This is a genomic window from Bartonella eidoli, assembly GCF_036576145.1.
Classification (GTDB): domain Bacteria; phylum Pseudomonadota; class Alphaproteobacteria; order Rhizobiales; family Rhizobiaceae; genus Bartonella.
The window spans coordinates 86716-104440 of the sequence record NZ_JBAFWX010000004.1 but is presented as its reverse complement, the minus strand read 5'-3'; the positions used below and the strand labels follow the sequence as shown (position 1 = coordinate 104440).

Sequence of the window (17725 nt, the reverse complement as noted above, 5' to 3'; positions counted from 1 at the left end):
TTTAGTCTTTTTTTGTCTCAGATAAACCATTAACAAAAGCCATATCTTGAGGAGTTAAAACAACATCACGTAATTCACGATTGACTAAAAATGTTTCCATTTCTAAAACTGTTTCAGCCAATTCTATTGTAACATCGTAACGCTCACGAAAAGCCGAGATAATTTCTTCAACAATAACTTCAGGAGCAGAAGCCCCTGCTGAAAGGCCTACGACAGAAAGGGGACCCAAACGATCAAAATCAATTTCATCAGCGCGTTGAACTAGAATAGGCTGCCGCGCACCAAATCTTTCAGCAACCTCTACTAAACGTTGTGAATTAGAGGAGTTTGGTGCACCAACAATTAAAAATAAATCACTCCCCCGTGCCGCTGCTTTAACAGCATTTTGGCGATTTGTAGTGGCATAACAAATTGATTCTGCTGCCGGTGCTTGCAACGCAGGAAAGCGTTTTTGTAAAACATCAAGAATCCCTGCTGTATCTTCAACAGAAAGTGTTGTTTGCGTTACAAACCCCAATTGATTTGGAGTACCTGGCTGATAATGCCAAGCATCTTCTACAGTTTCAATTAACGTAACAGCTCCTTTTGCGAGTTGCCCCATTGTACCTATTACCTCAGGATGGCCAGCATGACCAATCAAAATAACATGACGACCATGACGCTGGTGTCGTATAGCTTGCTTATGAACTTTAGAAACTAAAGGACATGTTGCATCAAGATAAAACATATTATAGGATTTTGCCTTTTCTGACACAGATTTTGGCACGCCGTGAGCAGAAAATACAACAGGCTGACTTCGATGTTCTTCTGGAATTTCATCAAGCTCTTCTACAAAAACAGCTCCCCGTTGTCGCAACCCTTCAACCACATAACGATTATGCACAATTTCATGACGCACATACACTGGAGCACCATATTTTTTTAATGCAAGAAGAACAATCTGAATAGCACGATCAACTCCTGCACAAAATCCACGCGGGCCACAAAGACGTATTGTCAAAGAGGGTAGTATAGACATATATAAACCATCCTTAATATCTATTTGACAACATATTTAAACAACTACAATACAACGGAAGATAAAGAGAAAACATACAAGTAACATTTTCCTCTTTCATAGAATTTTATACTAAATAACTTCATCGTATAGTATTTTTTGTAAGCCAATTATTAAAAATTTATTATTAATTTCCAATATCTTACACAAAATACTAAAAAAGGGATTCAATTAACAAGATTCCAAATATAGAAGCTAAATAACATAGTGAAAAGAAAAACGTTTTCTTTGCCATAAAAATGGTAGAGTCTCGTGTATCTGTTTTCCATAAACAATAAGAAAAATAAACAAAGATAGTGCTTAAAATTGTTGAAAAAATACCATAGAAAATCCCAGCAAAACCCGTAATACAAGGTCCAAAAGCACAGATCGCCATAATAATAGAGTAAATTAAAATTTGTTTTTTTGTTGAGCGCTCACCTCTTACATTAGGCATCATAGGAATGCCTGCTACCTCATAATCAAGAGATGAAAATAGGGAAAGCGCCCAAAAATGCGGGGGAGTCCACATAAAAATAATGAGAAATAATAAAAAACTATCTATACTAACTGTACCTGTAGCAGCAGCACAACCAACCATAGGCGGAAAAGCTCCAGCAGCACCACCAATAACAATATTTTGCGGCGTCATACGCTTTAGCCAAATTGTATAAATAACAATATAAAAGAAAATTGTGAAGGCAAGGAGAAATGCTGCAAACCAATTAATAAAACTTCCCATAATCAATACAGAAAGCATAGAAAGAACCATACCAAAAACAAACGCCTTCTTAGAGCTAATTTTACCGGTAGGAATAGGACGGTTTTTAGTACGCTCCATGACTGCATCAATATCAGCATCATACCACATATTGAGTGCTCCAGCACCACCACCACCTACGGCAATACATAAGATTGCTAAAAAACTGTATAATGGGCTCATAGAATGAGGTGACACAACAAGCCCAACCAAAGCTGTAAATACAACCAGTGACATAACCCGTGGCTTCAACAACGTAATATAATCATAAACTCCCGATTTGGGCAGAATTGATTTACCACTTGCAGATGATAGTTTTTCTGAATTAGACATTCCGCTCTAAAACCTTTTGTATCTCTCTCAATCTAAAATATTATCTAGCATATGGAAACAACAAAAGTACCTACCAATTTTAAAAACTTTTAATGCATATTGATTACCTGTTTTACACACCATCATTTTAAATGCATCATCACAATAATAACGCTAAAAGCTTTATCTCCTACAAAATATTATTTCTTTCAATTTATTGTCGCATATGAATTAATATATTTGGGTAGATAATGATTTTATGCTACAGTTTCATTCTAAAACTTTTTCTTTATGCAAATCTATCAAAAATACAGTATTGATTCGGATAGGGACTTTTCTGTGGTACTTTATAAATTTCTAAAAAAAACTTTCCTTGTTGGTCTTTCTATTCACATATTTTATAACATCTTCATTGTTTATGCTTTTGCACAAACACCCAATGAACAAAATATCCCTGCCCCACAATCCTATGGTGCATGGACAAAAGTCTGTTCTCTCCCACCTGGTACACCTAATATACAATGTGAAGTTGTACAAAATGTGCACACAAAAAATCATCATGATATTGTTCTCCGCGTTACGTTTTATAAACTTCCCAAAAATCAGGGAGCCTTAATGCGTGTTTTCGCTCCGATTCGAGTTGAATTAAGATCAGGTGTTGGTATTAAAATCGACGATAAGGATATAGGAAAAATAGAATATCGCCGTTGTCTTGGTGATACTTGTGTTGCAGAATCCCTTCTTAAAGGAGATACATTACGACTCTTTTTAGAAGGTAAAGCAGCAACCTATTTTATTTTTACAACCCCTGAACAAGGTATTGGAGGCCTCGTTGATCTCAATGGCCTTAAAGATGCCTATGCAACCTTACCGACGTGGTAAAATTTAAATAACTCAACCGATCAAAAAATCTTATAGATTGTTTACAAACTCTCAAACAAGACAATAGAAATTTCTCAGATCCCCAATGAAATAGGATAGCTACTATGAAATCCCTAATTGATCATTTTGATATTGCCCCATTTAAAGTGCAATCACTTGTACAAGAATCGCTCCATCACGCTGATGATGGTGAGCTTTATCTTGAGTATACAGAAAGCGAAACGCTTTTATTTGATAATGGACAACTTAAAAATGGTTCATTTCAACAAGATATGGGATTTGGTTTACGTGTTGTTTCTGGAGAAGCAACAGGATATGCGCACTCTAGTGAATTATCAATTGCTGCACTTCAACGCTCCAGCGAAGCAGCTAAAACTATTGCATATAATAATCACGTAGGATCTTATAGTGCAGCGCCTCCTAAAACAAACAAAGCGCTTTATCAATCTCATAATCCCCTTATTAGTCCGTCATTCGAAGAAAAGAGTATACTTTTACAAAAAATTGATACTTATTTACGAAATAAAAGCGACAAATTACATCAAGTTACGATTTCACTCTCTGGTTCATTACAACATGTTGAAATTTTACGTGCTGATGGACACTTTGCTCGCGATATTCGTCCTCTTGTAAAACTTGCTCTGTCTGTGGTTGTTGCCAAAGGTGATCGACGTGAAAATGGCTTTTATGGATGTGGTGGACGGCAAACATTTAGCCAATTCATTAACGAAGAAAACTGGAAAAAAGCCGCCGATGAGGCTCTGCGTATGGCTTTAATAAATTTGGAAGCAGAAGCAGCACCAGCAGGAACATTTGATGTTGTTTTAGCCAATGGATGGCCAGGCGTTATGCTGCATGAAGCCGTAGGTCACGGCTTAGAGGGTGACTTTAACCGCAAAAAAACATCTGCTTTCTCTGGACTTTTAGGTACACAAATTGCCGCGCAAGGTGTTACAGTCATTGATGATGGCACAATTCCTCAATCCCGTGGCTCACTCACCATCGATGATGAAGGTACTCCATCAAAATGTAATGTCCTTATTGAAAATGGAAAACTTGTTGGTTTTATGCAAGATAGACTAAATGCTCGACTTATGGGCGTAAATCCAACGGGGAATGGACGTCGGGAATCTTATGCGCATGCACCAATGCCGCGAATGACCAACACAATAATGTTGGGGGGAGATAAAACGCCTGAGGAAATTATTTCATCATTAAAAAGCGGTATCTATGCTGTTTCATTTGGTGGAGGTCAAGTTGATATCACTTCAGGAAAATTTGTATTTGAATGTACTGAAGCATACCGAATTGAAAATGGAAAAGTTGTAGCACCAATTAAAGGTGCAACTCTCATTGGAAACGGGCCAGAAGCAATGAAACGTATTACAATGATCGGAAATGATAGCAAACTTGATAACGGTGTAGGGACATGCGGAAAAGCTGGACAAAATGTCCCCGTTGGAGTTGGACAACCTCACTTGCGAATTAATAGTATGACAATTGGTGGAACAGCATTGTCATAAAAATAATTGGACTTATTTTATTATAAATGATTTATGTCATTTCCTATAAACTAAAGCCTCCAACCTGTCTTCACTTTTTTCTTGCTTAAAATAGCAATAATTTCAACGTGCGGAGACCATAAAAATTGATCAATTGGTATAACTTTCTCTAGTATATAACCACCTGCAATAAGAATAGACAAATCACGAGAAAATGTAACAGGATTGCAAGAAATAGCTATCACACGTGGAATTTTCGCCTTCGCTAATTCACCCATTTGTTCTTTTGCACCAGCACGTGGAGGATCAAAAACAACAATATCAAAAAATTCTAACTCCTTTGCAGAAAGTGGACAACGAAAGAGATCACGTTTTTCCCATGTAACTGTTTTTAAACCTGTAGAAAAACGTGCTGCCCGACTCAAGTTTTCTAATGCTGTTGTATTATTTTCTACTGCATGAACATTCACCTGTTTTGCCATACGTAACACGAATGTCCCCACTCCTGAAAACAAATCAACAGCGTTCTTTGCTCCTTTTAAATGAGTCAAAATAATATTGCCCATAATATTTTCTGCTTCAGAGGTTGCCTGAAGAAATCCACCTGTAGGAAATTCAACACAAACATCCCCAAAATAAATCAACGGCTTTTCCTGTTCGACTAAAACTTCACCTCCAATGGACAAGCGCGTAATTTTACATTGAAGAGCTGTATCAATCATCTTCTGACGAATATATTCGTCCTGCACAGTACACCCATTAAAAGCAACATCTAAACCATTTTCGACAGATGTTATCGTCACACGAAACCGCTTAGCATTATTGCTTATAAAAGAACAAAGTACCCTAATATCATTAAGTCTAGATATAATTTCTAAACGCGTAACCGGACACTCCTTAAGCGCTATAACATCATGAGATAGATAACGATTAAAACCAATGACATGGCCTTTCTTAGTTATATCCACTGTTAAAGTGATACGTCGACGACTATGATATCCACATTCAATCAAAGGTGAAACTAAAATATCAATTCCACAATTTTTAAGTGCATCAACAACTAACTGCCGTTTCCAAGAACGGTATGAATCAGCATGCCAATGTTGAAGAAGACATCCTCCACAGCTCTCAAAATGCTGACAAACAGCACTAATGCGTTCTGGTGAACTCTTTTCTAAAGCAATAAGCTTCCCATATTTCCCATGAAGTGTGATTGTAGCAACTTCTTCTGGTAAAGTAAAAGGGACATAAACAAAGGACTGCGATACAGTGGAAATACCATAACCATTTATTCCAATATGATCAATTATTACCCTGTTATTCACCCTTCTTTTTCTCCGAATAATAAATATTCAAAATTGCCATCTCTTCCTACAATAGGTGAAGGAATCAAACCTTTTGAAACCCAGCCTACTTGAGTATTCAACCAATCGAACAGTTCTTCAGCTATTTTTTGTGTTGTTGATAAATTTCTTATGACCCCCCCCTTACCAAGACCTTCTCGACCAATCTCAAATTGTGGCTTTACCAATAAAACAGCTTGTGCTCCTTTTTTAGATAAAGCCAAAGAGGATGGCAATGCAAGTTTAAGAGAGATAAAACTAACATCCGATACTATAAGATCAACTTCTCGACCACCTAAATGTTCCTGTTTTAAGTCTCTAGCATTTAAACCTTCTAATAAAGTTATAGCAGTGTTACAAGATAAATGTGTATCAAATTGATTATGACCAACATCAACAGCGATAACATGAGCAGCTCCACGTTCTAGGAGAACTTGCGTAAAACCACCCGTCGATGCGCCAATATCAATAGCAGTTACTTTATTTGTCACAACTGGAAACGCATCCAACGCACTAATCAACTTTAATGCTGCACGTGAAACATAACTTTGTGCCGGATCACAAACGACAATCTCTACATTATCAGAAATAATTTGCCCAGCTTTTAAAATAACTTCTCCATCAACCTTTACAGTCTGACGCATAATGGCATCACGTGCACGTGAACGGGTAGTAAAAAACTTTTTTTCGACTAAAAAAACATCAAGCCTTTTTTTAACCACCATCTTTATACTCGAACTTTACGTATTGTCCGTACTTTACATCCTAAAGCAGTAAAAACAATATTGAAAATACCAATATTATCAAGCCCAATACGCGAAAGAACTTTCTTTGGTGAACCGTGAGTTAAATATTCATCAGGCAATTTTAAGGTACGGATTTTTAAACCGTGATCCAAAAGTCCTTCTTGCGCCAAAAATTGTAATAAATATGCTCCAAACCCACCCATTGATCCTTCTTCAATTGTTACTAGTAACTCATGCTCACGCGCTAAACGACGCATTAAATCTTTGTCTAAAGGTTTTGCAAACCGCGCATCAGCAACAGTTGTAGATATTCCCTCTGCTTCCAATTTATTCGCTGCTATTAGCGCCTCAGATAATTGCGTTCCAAAACAAACAAGAGCCACCCTATTCCCCTCACACAAAATGCGTCCTTTTCCAATTTCGAGCAACTCACCTCGCTGTGGTAAATCCATACCGATACCTTCACCACGTGGATAACGAAAAGAAATAGGGCCCTGATCATAAGCTGCTGCAGTGCGCACCATATGCATCAGCTCAACCTCATCAGAAGGAGCCATAATCACAAAATCAGGAAGAATTGTCAAAAAAGCAATATCAAAGCTTCCAGCATGCGTTGCACCATCCGCACCCACAAAACCTGCACGATCAATCGCAAAACGCACCGGTAATTTTTGAATCGATACATCATGAACAATCTGATCATAAGCACGCTGCAAAAAAGTAGAATAAATTGCAACAAAAGGCTTATATCCTTCACAGGCAATACCTGCTGCAAAAGTCACAGCATGCTGTTCAGCAATACCAACATCAAACATCCTATTTGGAAATTGTTTAGAAAAAGCATCCAGACCTGTCCCAGTCGGCATTGCAGCAGTTATACCAACAATTTTATCATCAAGCTTAGCCTCTTCTATTAAAGCGTTAGAAAATACTTTAGTATAAGGAAGCACTGTACTTTTTACTTTAACCTGTTTTCCTGTAACAACATCAAAACAATTAACACCATGATATTTATCAGATGATTCTTCTGCAGGTGCATATCCTTTCCCTTTATGGGTGACAACATGTACTAAAACAGGACCGCTAGAGTATTCACGAACATTCTTCAAAACAGGCAGCAAATGATTTAAATTATGACCATCTATAGGTCCAACATAGTAAAAACCAAGCTCTTCAAACAAGGTTCCTCCCATTAAAAAAAGTCTTGCAAACTCTTCTGAACGATGCGCTTGATCTAAAAAAAACTTTGGCAACTTTTTGCTAAATATTTTTACCCGTTCACGCAAACTACGATAAGAGGGATGGGAGACCAATCGAGCCAAATGCGCGCTCATCGCACCCGTAGGAGGTGCAATAGACATGTCATTGTCATTAAGGATAACTATCAAACGTGCGTCCAAAGCACCAGCATTATTCATCGCTTCATATGCCATACCAGCAGACATTGCACCATCCCCAATGACAGAAATGATGTTTCGCTTTTTTTCTTCCTTCAAAGCACTAACCACAGCCATACCAAGACCCGCGGAAATAGAAGTGGAAGAGTGCCCTGCTCCAAATGGATCATACACACTTTCTGAACGCTTTGTGAAACCTGATAAACCGCCCTCTTGGCGCAATGTACGAATTCTATCTCTACGACCTGTTAAAATTTTATGCGGATAAGCTTGATGCCCTACATCCCAGATAATTCTATCTTCAGGCGTATTGAAAACATAATGCAGCGCAATTGTTAATTCAATAACACCAAGCCCTGCACCGAGATGTCCGCCTGTCACAGAAACTGCATCAATTGTTTCAGCTCGTAATTCATAAGCTAGCTTTACTAAATCAGCTTCTGATAATATCCGCAAATCTTGAGGAAAACAAATACGGTCAAGTAGTGGCGTTAATGTGTGAGACAAAAAAAGCTCCTTTACTATCCCTTTAAAATAGAGCAAAAGGCATATAGATGCTTTTTACTTTTTTGTTCATAGTGTGGTGCATTTCTATTGTCATACTTTATCTCTGTAAGATTATCTACCAATTTTCTCATTTTAAATTTATCTTATGAAAAACACCCACAAAGACCAACGCATTTAAACAAAATATTTTGCCTTTCATTTTGCAATAAACATCTAAAATTATTTATTATTATTAAAAATCAAATGGTTCTAAATCTTCTGGAGAACCGTTCTCTGAAATCTTGATTTTCTCAATTTTAATTTCAGCTGCTTTTAAAAGTTTATCGCAATGCCTCTTAAGAGCTTCACCACGCTCATAAAGATCAATTGACTTCTCTAAAAGAACATCCCCACGTTCTAAATTTTCAACAATTAACTCAAGCTGTTTAAGCGCTTCTTCAAAACTTAATGCTTCTACATCATGCTGTTTTATTTCTTGTGCCATGTAATCCTCATAAGATATCTGTTCTGGATATACGAATTCCAAATCCTTCTAACCCCACATAATGACGCTCTTTAGAAGCATAAACAATAACAGAGCTAATTCCTAAATGTTTTAAAATTTGAGATCCTAAACCAATTTGACGCCACTCTTTGTTACGCTCAATCGCTTGAACATGATTTTCTGAAATTTTGACTGCCATTTTTTGATTGTCAAAAGCTGGCTGAAAACCAACACCAGCAGACCCTTCTCTCAAATAAACAAATACACCACGTTTTTCTTTTTGCATCATATGCTGCATAATAGCTGCAATATTTGATGACTGACAAAAAACATCACTTATGATATTTTCGCGATGCAAACGTACAGGGATATTTTCACCATCACGAATGTCGCCCAAAACTATTGCAATATGCTGAACCTCCTCCCAAGGAAGCTGATAACTTTGAACAACAGCTGGGCCAACTGATGTTTCAATACATACTTCCCCTACATGTTTGACCAACATTTCTTTGCGCTGACGATAAGCAATCAGATCTGCAACAGTTATCATATGTAAACTATTATCTTGTGCAAACTTTGTTACTTCATCCCCATGTTTAACAGTACCATCATCATTAACTAACTCACCGATAACACCAACTGGCGGTAAACCAGCTAATTTACATAAATCAACTGCTGCCTCAGTATGGCCTGAACGCATGAGAACACCCCCTTCATGCGCAATTAAAGGAAAAATATGTCCAGGACGGATAAAGTCGCTTGCACCAGCATTTGCATTAGCAAGATTACGAACCGTTACATTACGATCATGCGCTGAAATACCCGTCGTTATTCCATGCTGAGAGTCAACAGTAACAGTAAATTGTGTATGGTGCACTGAATTATTATTTGATACCATGGGGGCAAGCTGAAGCCGTTGCGCCTCTTCTTTTGGCATAGGTGCACAAACAATACCCGTTGTATAACGAATGATAAATGCCATCTTTTCTTCTGTACAATGGGCGGCAGCAACAATCAGATCACCTTCATTCTCACGGTCATCATCATCTGTCACTACGACAATTTCACCGCGTTCAAATGCTTGAATAGCAGAAACAACCTTTTTTTGGTCATACGTCATTATTCACCTTTAAAATCACCAACTTGACCACGATGCCTTAAATAATGATCAGCAATAGCACAAGCGACCATCGCTTCACCAACAGGAACAGCACGAATTCCAACACATGGATCATGACGCCCTTTTGTTATAACGTCCACATCATTACCATCAACGTCAATCGAACGACGAGGAATCAAAATTGATGAAGTAGGCTTAACAGCAAAACGCGCAACAATTGGCTGTCCACTTGATATTCCTCCTAAAATACCACCAGCGTGATTAGATAAAAAAAGTGGCTTTCCATCACTTCCCATACGCATTTCATCAGCATTTTCCTCTCCCCTCAAGCGCGCCGCTGCAAATCCATCGCCAATTTCAACTCCCTTAACTGCATTAATAGACATTAATAATGAAGCGATATCCTGATCAAGTTTTGCATAAATAGGCGCCCCTAATCCTGCTGGAACATTTTCTGCAACAACTTCAACAATAGCGCCAACGGATGAACCATCTTTACGTAATTTGCTAATGTAATCACTAAAAAACTGCACCATCTCTGCATCAGGCGTAAAAAAGGGATTGTTATCTACCTCCAACCAATCCCAACGATCGCGGTTAATATTATGGGGACCAATAGCTATCACAGCTCCCCTTACAATTAAGCCAGGCACAATTTTACGTGCAATAGCACCTGCTGCTACACGTGCTGCTGTTTCACGTGCAGAAGAACGCCCTCCACCCTGAAAATCACGAATACCATATTTAGCATCATAAGTATAATCTGCGTGGCTTGGACGATATTGATGAACAATTGAACTATAATCCTTAGAACGATGATCCCTATTTCGAATCAACATGCAAATTGGCGCACCAGTCGTTACAAACGTCACCGCATCATCCTGGACAATAACACCTGACAGTATCTCTACTTGATCCAACTCTCGGCGCTGCGTTGTATATTTGGACTGTCCCGGTCTACGCTTATCAAGATAATGTTGAACATCTGCAAGCGTAAAAACAATTCTTGGCGGGCACCCATCAATGATACAACCAATGGCAGGACCATGACTTTCACCCCATGTTGTTACGCGAAACAGATGGCCAAATGTATTATGCGACATAAAGAATGACCCATTCCTCTGCCGAATATATACAATCAGAATGTATACTGCGCATGATATAGTCTCTAATTCTTAATACCGCTGACTGCTCTTAAAGTTCGATCAACTTATCACTAAAATGAAATTTTATAGACCAACCCTTACTCTTTAACGACAGAAATATCCGGTGCATCAACAGCTTTCATACCTATAATATTATAACCTGAATCGACGTGGTGCACCTCACCAGTAACAGAACGAGATAAATCAGAAAGAAAATAAAGAGCAGAATCACCTACTTCTTCAATTGTCACCGTACGACGCAAGGGAGCATTATATTCGTTCCATTTTAAAATATAGCGAAAATCACCAATGCCAGAAGCAGCCAACGTTTTAATAGGCCCAGAAGATATCGCGTTAACACGAATATTCTTAGGCCCTAAATCCACTGCTAGATACTTCACACTTGCCTCAAGAGCCGCTTTAGCAACTCCCATCACATTATAATTTGGAACAACTTTTTCTGCACCATAATAACTCAGTGTTAAAATTGAACCACCATTTAACATTAATTTTTCTGCTCGCTGAGTAAGAGCCGTTAAAGAATAAACAGAAATATTCATTGTCATCATAAAATTTGATTCGCTAACATCAACATAACGACCACTCAACTCATCTTTATTTGAAAAACCAATTGCGTGAATTAAAAAGTCTAATCTCCCCCATTTTTTTTCTATCTCCTTAAAAACTGCGTCAATAGATGCACTATCAGAAACATCACAATGACCACAAATAATCCCATTTACTTCTTCAGCTAAAGGTTCAACACGCTTTTTCATCGCTTCACCTTGATAAGTAAAAGCAAGCTCTCCCCCTGCTGCACTAACCGCCTTAGCTATTCCCCAAGCGATAGAACGATTATTAGCAAGCCCTAAAATTAGACCACGCTTTCCGCATAATAAACCATTATCATTAGCCATTAGCACTGCCCCGTTGATACTTTAAATCAATGTTATTTACCTGCCTATGACATAGGTAGACTTTTTCTTCAAGCAATTGGTTTAAAATCAAACAAAAACTACATTCTTGCATAATTTTTAATCAACCTTTTGCGTTTGTAAGAATTGTTCTAAGGCAGTATCTCTACTTTCCGGTAACATAATACGAACATGCACATAAAGATCATCTCTTATTCCATTTTTTAAACGCAGTCCCTTTCCTTTCAACCTTAAAATTCGATCAGAACTTGACCATGCAGGAATAGTTAAAACAACACGCCCTTCTAAAGTTTCAACTTCTTCTTTTGCTCCTAAAACAGCATGTTTAAGCGAAATTGGTAAATCAAGATGGAGAGCTCTTCCTTCAACGCGCAAACGAGGATGTTTCTGAATGCGAATGGTCACCAATGCATCCCCTGCCCTACCATAATCTCCCTCTTCTCCTTGACCTTTCAAACGAATAGTTTGCCCATCTTCAACATAGTCTGGAAGCTTAATCTTTAACCTTTTTCCATTAGGGAAAATAGCTTCTACCCTTTCTACACCAACCATCTGCTCCAATGTGACTGAAAGAGTAGTGCGAACATGGGCTCCTTGTTGCGGCGGCTGATGATATTGTGCAGAATTCGAAAAGTTACTTCCCCTTCCAAATAGATCTCTAAAAATATCACTCGCATCAAAATTTGTACCGGCCGAAGAACCAAAATCACCCCCCCCTGCTCCTGCAAAAGGATTATGTCTGTTATTAAAATTTTCACCAGTGCCGTAGGCACGATGAATCGGTTTTCCTTCCATATCAATTTCGCCGCGATCAAATTGCGCTTTTTTTTCTTTATCACCTATAATTTCATAAGCTTGATTAATTTCAGAAAACCTCTCTTTAGCTTTTATATCATCCATATTATGATCTGGATGATACTTTTTGGCCAACCTTCTGAAGGCAGACTTAATTTCTTGCGGTTTTGCAGTACGCTCTACACCCAGAACTGTATAGGGATCACGCATATTGTCCTCTTTTCAGTTTTTTCATTTTAAAAACATCAACTGATAAGTTGTTTAATATCCCTCACAGTTTTATCAATAATTCCATATAATATTTTTTCTTTTTTATATGTCTATGAAAGAACTACAATACAAGATAAAGTATATAATTTATAGTTTATTGCATTATAAAATAAATAGACTAAAGACAAAAATTATTAAAACATCGTAAAAATAACATGACAACACTACTTTTTTGAAGTTAAGGATTATAAGGATCTTACTTCTTTGAAATAAAGTAAATTAAAATAAATTCTAAACACCTTATTTCTGTTCTCTGATCTTTGGAGATATTATGCACGATAAAGTACAAACAGAAGATAACTGTGTGCAAATGCAAGAGCCTTTTACACTTTTTTCTAATTGGCTCAAAGATGCTACGATGAGTGAAATAAATGATCCTAATGCTATGGCATTAGCAACAGTTGATGAAACAGGCTTACCTAATGTTCGTATGGTTCTTCTCAAAGATTTCAGCTCTCAGGGGTTCACCTTCTATACGAATTATGAAAGCTGTAAAGGACAAGAAATTCTAAAATCAATGAAGGCATCTTTGGTTTTTCATTGGAAATCACTTCGCCGTCAAGTTAGAATTAGAGGAATTGTTGAAAAAGTCAGTTCCAAAGAAGCAGATGCATACTTCCAATCGCGACCACGTGGCAGCCAAATCGGTGCATGGGCATCTAAACAATCTCAACCATTAGAAAACCATTTTTCTCTTGAAAAAGAAATTGCTAAATATACTGCATATTATGCATTAGGAAATGTTCCACGCCCACCTTATTGGTCCGGTTTCCGTGTAAAGCCTCTTTCTATTGAATTTTGGAGCGACCGCCCATTTCGTTTACACGATCGCATAATTTTTACACGCAATTCGATCAAATGTACTGATTGGAAAAAACAAAAACTCTACCCCTAGCATCTGCGCTTTAAATAAAATTTTCCCTCCATAATAATTTAACAGATGGTTGCGAAATAAAATTTTAAAAACAACTACCTTCCTTTATATAAATTTAAACTACAAAATATTCTACTGAATATACATTATATTCATATTCAGTAAAAACTCGAAAAACGGAATATAAAAGTAATATCTGTTCTGCACACTTTGTGCCCTATTAAAATAAAAAACTACTCTTTTTTTGATTAAAACTAAAGGAGTTGATAAAAAACTCAACCATCAAAGAAGACCAATCCCTTCTATTTCAGCACAATGTAATACATGGTTTATTATCATTACAAGAATGCAGAATAAAGTTTTGTCCATATACCACTACATATCAGACCAGCAAAAATCAAAAAACCAACAAACGAATTAGATTTAAAGAGCTTTAAACATTGCGAACTATTATCTATATCAAGAGCTTTGATCTGAATAACCATGTGAATACTTGCAGCAAGAAGTCCTAAAAAGCTTAAAGCGGGAACTTGCGCTAAATAAAATGCTAAACCGACTAGCAAGATAAAACCACTATATAAAATCATCAGTGCACATTTAGTTCTTTTCCCAAAAAGAAGTGCTGTAGAACCTACACCAACAGCAGCATCATCTTCCTTATCTTGATGCGCATAAATTGTATCATATCCTATCGTCCACAAAATCGATCCCACATAAAGTAAGATAGGCGCCCAACTCAAACTTCCATATACAACCGCCCACCCCATTAATGCTCCCCAATTAAATGCAACACCTAAAAAAAATTGCGGCCAATATGTCACACGTTTCATAAAAGGATAAATTGCAACTGCCACTAATGACGATATCCCTAGAAGAAAACTAAACATATTAAATTGTGACAAAACACCTAAACCAATTAAGCACTGTACTAATATAAAGACTTTTGCCTGAAACCGACTTACATGACCTGTAGGTAACGGGCGAGAACGTGTTCGTTCTACCTGAGAATCAATTTGCTGATCAACAAGATCATTCCAAGTACATCCTGCACCCCGCATAGCTACAGATCCAATAAAAAAAAGAAAGAGATACCAAAACCAATGTACTAATGCTTCTAAAAAAGAGAACTGAAGCATTTCATGAGAAAGGAAAGCCATAGTGAGCGACCAAAAGCAAGGCCACATCAACAAAAGCCAACCAATAGGCCGATCCCAACGTGCCAATTGGGCATAAAACCATAAGGAACACGGTAAAAAATAGTAGACCCACTGTTTAGAAGAGGCATCCATAACCCGCCCTGGACTTTCACAGGATTGAATATGTGAAATATTTTTACTTTTTTTCATAAAATGGTTTTACCTTTTGTTTTGCAATAAAGAAACTTTATTTTTATAAGAAGAAAACTAGTTTATTATCTTCTTTTAGGGTAGGAAAAAATAATGAACATTCTTCTTATTGGTTCAGGTGGACGGGAACATGCTTTAGCATGGAAAATAGCAGCATCACCACTGCTAACGAAATTATATTGTGCTCCTGGAAATCCTGCAACAATGGAATTAGGTGAAAATATTAATTTGAACACTGATGATCATCTCCTTGTTATCGATTTTTGTAAAACACATTCTATTGATCTCGTAATTGTTGGGCCAGAAGCACCGTTAGTTGCTGGTATAACAGACTCCCTAAACGATGCAGGTATCTGTGTATTTGGACCTACAAAAAAAGCTGCTCAGTTAGAAGGATCAAAGTCTTTTACAAAAGATTTATGCCATAAAAATAACATTCCTACAGGAACTTACAGGTGCTTTAACAATGCTTTAAAAGCTAAAGCCTACATTCATCAACAAGGCGTTCCTATTGTCATTAAAGCAGATGGTTTGGCTGCTGGTAAAGGCGTAGTCGTTGCTACGACAATCGAAGAAGCATATAAGGCTGTCGACACTTACCTTCCTATAAGCTCTAGTGATATAGAGGGGAAAATTGTTATAGAATCTTTTCTAGAAGGTGAAGAAGTAAGTTTCTTTTGTCTTTGTGATGGCAAAACCGCTATTCCCTTTGGATCCGCACAAGATCATAAACGTGTTGGTGATGGTGACACTGGGGTTAACACTGGGGGGATGGGGGCTTATTCACCAGCTCCTATCATGACAGAGGAAATGATTAACCGTACTCTCCAAGAAATTATTAAACCAGCTTTACACAGTATGAATGAAATGGGATCTCCTTTTAAAGGTATTCTTTTCGCCGGATTAATGATAACGCAAAAAGGACCAGCATTAATTGAGTTTAATGTACGATTCGGCGATCCTGAATGTCAGGTTTTAATGATGCGCCTACAGGAGGATATTTTACCTATTCTCCTTGCAGCCGCGAAAGGAAATCTTGAAAAAAAATCTTTTAAATGGTCTGAAAAAGCTGCTCTAACTGTTGTAATGGCTGCTACAGGGTATCCTGATTCTCCCCAAAAAGGCACCGTGATCCGCAATGTTGATAAAGCAAATACTTTTTCTGATGTAGAAATTTTTCAAGCTGGTACAACATTGCATAATGGAGCACTCGTTGCTAATGGTGGACGCGTTTTAAATATAACCGCAACAGGTAACACTGTTACACAAGCGCAAAAACGTGCCTATGAAGCTGTTGATTGTATAGATTGGCCGGAAGGGTTTGTTCGACGCGATATTGGATGGCGAGCTATTGCGCAAGAAAATTAAAACTCTTTAACTTCTCTTTGCATAGTTTTACATGCTAAAGTGATACATAAACTTCCTCTGACACATAACAAACAACAAATAATTCATTGAAACATAAAACTATAAATCGCTACTATACGGACTATCTGTTGCCATTAATCTTATTTTGGTTTTACTCTCTTAACCATTGTCCACAGACAACTTTTTGCTTCTTTTCTACCTTAGAGACAAACACCCATCCATTGTGATTGCTTGAATATGTAGAAAATTGTAAATTATCAAAAAACACTTTTCATAGCCAAAGTTAAGATATCCACTTTTGTAAATAAGCTAAAATTGATACGTTATTAATATTACTGTATCTCAACCCGATTATCAACGATTAAGCGCAAACCTAACGAATCACTACAACGAAGTAAAAAACGCTTTTGTTTGTAACGCAAGGTCGGTGTCGCGTAAAAAAAGTGGCGTAAATTAGAACGATCTTTCACAATCATGATACTATTATCTTCATTAATCATAAGCATAGGAAGATCATAAGTATCTGCCCATAATCTCCAATCCAAAAGCACATTATTTAAATCTCTAGAGACTAAAAGAGGAATACAAACTTCTGCCTGAGGGTGAAGCAACTCTAATGCAACAGCTTTTCCTCCTGCAAAAGTTTTCACTGTACGTGCTGCAACACCTTTAAAATGATAAGCCGGCACTAAATACGATAAATCTGAAGAGGAATCCGTTTTAAAAAAAACGCCACGCTCATTTAATGAACAGATAATTTTATTGCCCGTTTTTGATGAAAAATATGTTGTCGCTTGTGGCAAATGGCACGGATCCAACCGAAATTCAAACCCCGCTTTTGCCTGATTAAAGCATTGATTAGCCATAACAGTGTCCCAATTTATCTTAATAATGTATACTCTA

The 17725-nt window shown here is 37.4% G+C and carries 16 protein-coding genes; 4 read left to right on the top strand and 12 right to left on the bottom strand.

Going from position 1 to position 17725, the window contains the following annotated elements:
• Position 1 precedes the first annotated feature (1 nt).
• Both ispH and cyoE read right to left on the bottom strand, forming a co-directional pair.
• On the bottom strand, positions 2-1018 hold the full coding sequence (gene ispH / locus V5N68_RS04065; protein ID WP_332065907.1) for a 4-hydroxy-3-methylbut-2-enyl diphosphate reductase: 1017 nt from the start codon (positions 1016-1018) through the stop codon (positions 2-4).
• A 193-nt stretch (positions 1019-1211) separates the two neighbouring features.
• Positions 1212-2129 carry a heme o synthase gene (gene cyoE, locus V5N68_RS04060; protein WP_332065906.1) on the bottom strand — a complete coding sequence of 306 codons (918 nt, stop codon included), beginning with the start codon at positions 2127-2129 and terminating at the stop codon, positions 1212-1214.
• A 270-nt stretch (positions 2130-2399) separates the two neighbouring features.
• On the opposite strand from cyoE, the gene V5N68_RS04055 reads away from it, so the two are divergent.
• Together V5N68_RS04055 and tldD are read left to right on the top strand one after the other, a co-directional pair.
• Positions 2400-2990: an invasion associated locus B family protein gene (locus V5N68_RS04055; RefSeq protein ID WP_442879688.1), complete on the top strand. Its 591-nt coding sequence runs from the start codon at positions 2400-2402 to the stop codon at positions 2988-2990.
• Between the two features lie 104 nt (positions 2991-3094).
• A complete protein-coding gene (tldD, locus tag V5N68_RS04050) occupies positions 3095-4513 on the top strand; it encodes a metalloprotease TldD (RefSeq protein ID WP_332065904.1) in 1419 nt (472 codons plus the stop codon).
• Positions 4514-4563: 50 nt separating this feature from the next.
• Here tldD and V5N68_RS04045 read toward each other — a convergent pair whose 3' ends face one another.
• The 8 genes from V5N68_RS04045 to V5N68_RS04010 all read right to left on the bottom strand — a co-directional run bounded on the left by V5N68_RS04045 (position 4564) and on the right by V5N68_RS04010 (position 13174).
• Positions 4564-5817, bottom strand: coding sequence for a class I SAM-dependent RNA methyltransferase (locus V5N68_RS04045; RefSeq protein WP_332065903.1), 1254 nt, complete (start codon positions 5815-5817; stop codon positions 4564-4566).
• Entirely contained in the window at positions 5814-6560 is a 747-nt protein-coding gene (locus V5N68_RS04040; protein ID WP_332065902.1) for a TlyA family RNA methyltransferase, read from the bottom strand. The genes V5N68_RS04045 and V5N68_RS04040 overlap by 4 nt, the downstream gene beginning before the upstream one ends.
• A 2-nt stretch (positions 6561-6562) precedes the next feature.
• The gene (gene dxs / locus V5N68_RS04035) at positions 6563-8485 is read right to left on the bottom strand and encodes a 1-deoxy-D-xylulose-5-phosphate synthase (protein WP_332065901.1); all 1923 of its coding nucleotides are present in this window, start codon (positions 8483-8485) and stop codon (positions 6563-6565) included.
• A gap of 232 nt (positions 8486-8717) precedes the next feature.
• Entirely contained in the window at positions 8718-8969 is a 252-nt protein-coding gene (locus V5N68_RS04030) for an exodeoxyribonuclease VII small subunit (RefSeq protein ID WP_332065900.1), read from the bottom strand.
• A gap of 7 nt (positions 8970-8976) precedes the next feature.
• Positions 8977-10089 (bottom strand): 3,4-dihydroxy-2-butanone-4-phosphate synthase, encoded by a 1113-nt coding sequence (gene ribB / locus V5N68_RS04025; protein ID WP_332065899.1) that lies wholly within the window; start codon positions 10087-10089, stop codon positions 8977-8979.
• Entirely contained in the window at positions 10089-11192 is a 1104-nt protein-coding gene (gene aroC, locus V5N68_RS04020) for a chorismate synthase (protein ID WP_332065898.1), read from the bottom strand. The genes ribB and aroC overlap by 1 nt, the downstream gene beginning before the upstream one ends.
• 140 nt (positions 11193-11332) lie before the next feature.
• On the bottom strand, positions 11333-12151 hold the full coding sequence (gene fabI, locus V5N68_RS04015) for an enoyl-ACP reductase FabI (protein WP_332065897.1): 819 nt from the start codon (positions 12149-12151) through the stop codon (positions 11333-11335).
• 117 nt (positions 12152-12268) lie between these two features.
• Positions 12269-13174, bottom strand: coding sequence for a DnaJ C-terminal domain-containing protein (locus V5N68_RS04010; RefSeq protein WP_332065896.1), 906 nt, complete (start codon positions 13172-13174; stop codon positions 12269-12271).
• Positions 13175-13505: 331 nt separating this feature from the next.
• Between V5N68_RS04010 and pdxH the strand changes: the two genes are divergently transcribed.
• A complete protein-coding gene (gene pdxH / locus V5N68_RS04005; RefSeq protein WP_332065895.1) occupies positions 13506-14129 on the top strand; it encodes a pyridoxamine 5'-phosphate oxidase in 624 nt (207 codons plus the stop codon).
• Between the two features lie 317 nt (positions 14130-14446).
• Here pdxH and ubiA read toward each other — a convergent pair whose 3' ends face one another.
• Complete coding sequence (gene ubiA / locus V5N68_RS04000) at positions 14447-15454, bottom strand: 4-hydroxybenzoate octaprenyltransferase (protein WP_332065894.1); 1008 nt, start codon at positions 15452-15454, stop codon at positions 14447-14449.
• 93 nt (positions 15455-15547) lie between these two features.
• Between ubiA and purD the strand changes: the two genes are divergently transcribed.
• Positions 15548-16822 carry a phosphoribosylamine--glycine ligase gene (purD, locus tag V5N68_RS03995; RefSeq protein WP_332065893.1) on the top strand — a complete coding sequence of 425 codons (1275 nt, stop codon included), beginning with the start codon at positions 15548-15550 and terminating at the stop codon, positions 16820-16822.
• 332 nt (positions 16823-17154) lie between these two features.
• Here the strand turns inward: purD and V5N68_RS03990 are convergent, their stop codons facing one another.
• Entirely contained in the window at positions 17155-17688 is a 534-nt protein-coding gene (locus V5N68_RS03990) for a DUF6101 family protein (protein WP_332065892.1), read from the bottom strand.
• Positions 17689-17725 lie beyond the last annotated feature (37 nt).

Coding starts and splice junctions, on each gene's coding strand:
- aroC (WP_332065898.1), bottom strand. CDS start 11,192: ATGTCGCATAATACATTTGGCCATCTGTTTCGCGTAACAACATGGGGT.
- pdxH (WP_332065895.1), top strand. CDS start 13,506: ATGCACGATAAAGTACAAACAGAAGATAACTGTGTGCAAATGCAAGAG.
- fabI (WP_332065897.1), bottom strand. CDS start 12,151: ATGGCTAATGATAATGGTTTATTATGCGGAAAGCGTGGTCTAATTTTA.
- V5N68_RS04010 (WP_332065896.1), bottom strand. CDS start 13,174: ATGCGTGATCCCTATACAGTTCTGGGTGTAGAGCGTACTGCAAAACCG.
- V5N68_RS04030 (WP_332065900.1), bottom strand. CDS start 8,969: ATGGCACAAGAAATAAAACAGCATGATGTAGAAGCATTAAGTTTTGAA.
- V5N68_RS03990 (WP_332065892.1), bottom strand. CDS start 17,688: ATGGCTAATCAATGCTTTAATCAGGCAAAAGCGGGGTTTGAATTTCGG.
- cyoE (WP_332065906.1), bottom strand. CDS start 2,129: ATGTCTAATTCAGAAAAACTATCATCTGCAAGTGGTAAATCAATTCTG.
- ubiA (WP_332065894.1), bottom strand. CDS start 15,454: ATGAAAAAAAGTAAAAATATTTCACATATTCAATCCTGTGAAAGTCCA.
- tldD (WP_332065904.1), top strand. CDS start 3,095: ATGAAATCCCTAATTGATCATTTTGATATTGCCCCATTTAAAGTGCAA.
- V5N68_RS04055 (WP_442879688.1), top strand. CDS start 2,400: ATGCAAATCTATCAAAAATACAGTATTGATTCGGATAGGGACTTTTCT.
- ribB (WP_332065899.1), bottom strand. CDS start 10,089: ATGACGTATGACCAAAAAAAGGTTGTTTCTGCTATTCAAGCATTTGAA.
- ispH (WP_332065907.1), bottom strand. CDS start 1,018: ATGTCTATACTACCCTCTTTGACAATACGTCTTTGTGGCCCGCGTGGA.
- purD (WP_332065893.1), top strand. CDS start 15,548: ATGAACATTCTTCTTATTGGTTCAGGTGGACGGGAACATGCTTTAGCA.
- V5N68_RS04040 (WP_332065902.1), bottom strand. CDS start 6,560: ATGGTGGTTAAAAAAAGGCTTGATGTTTTTTTAGTCGAAAAAAAGTTT.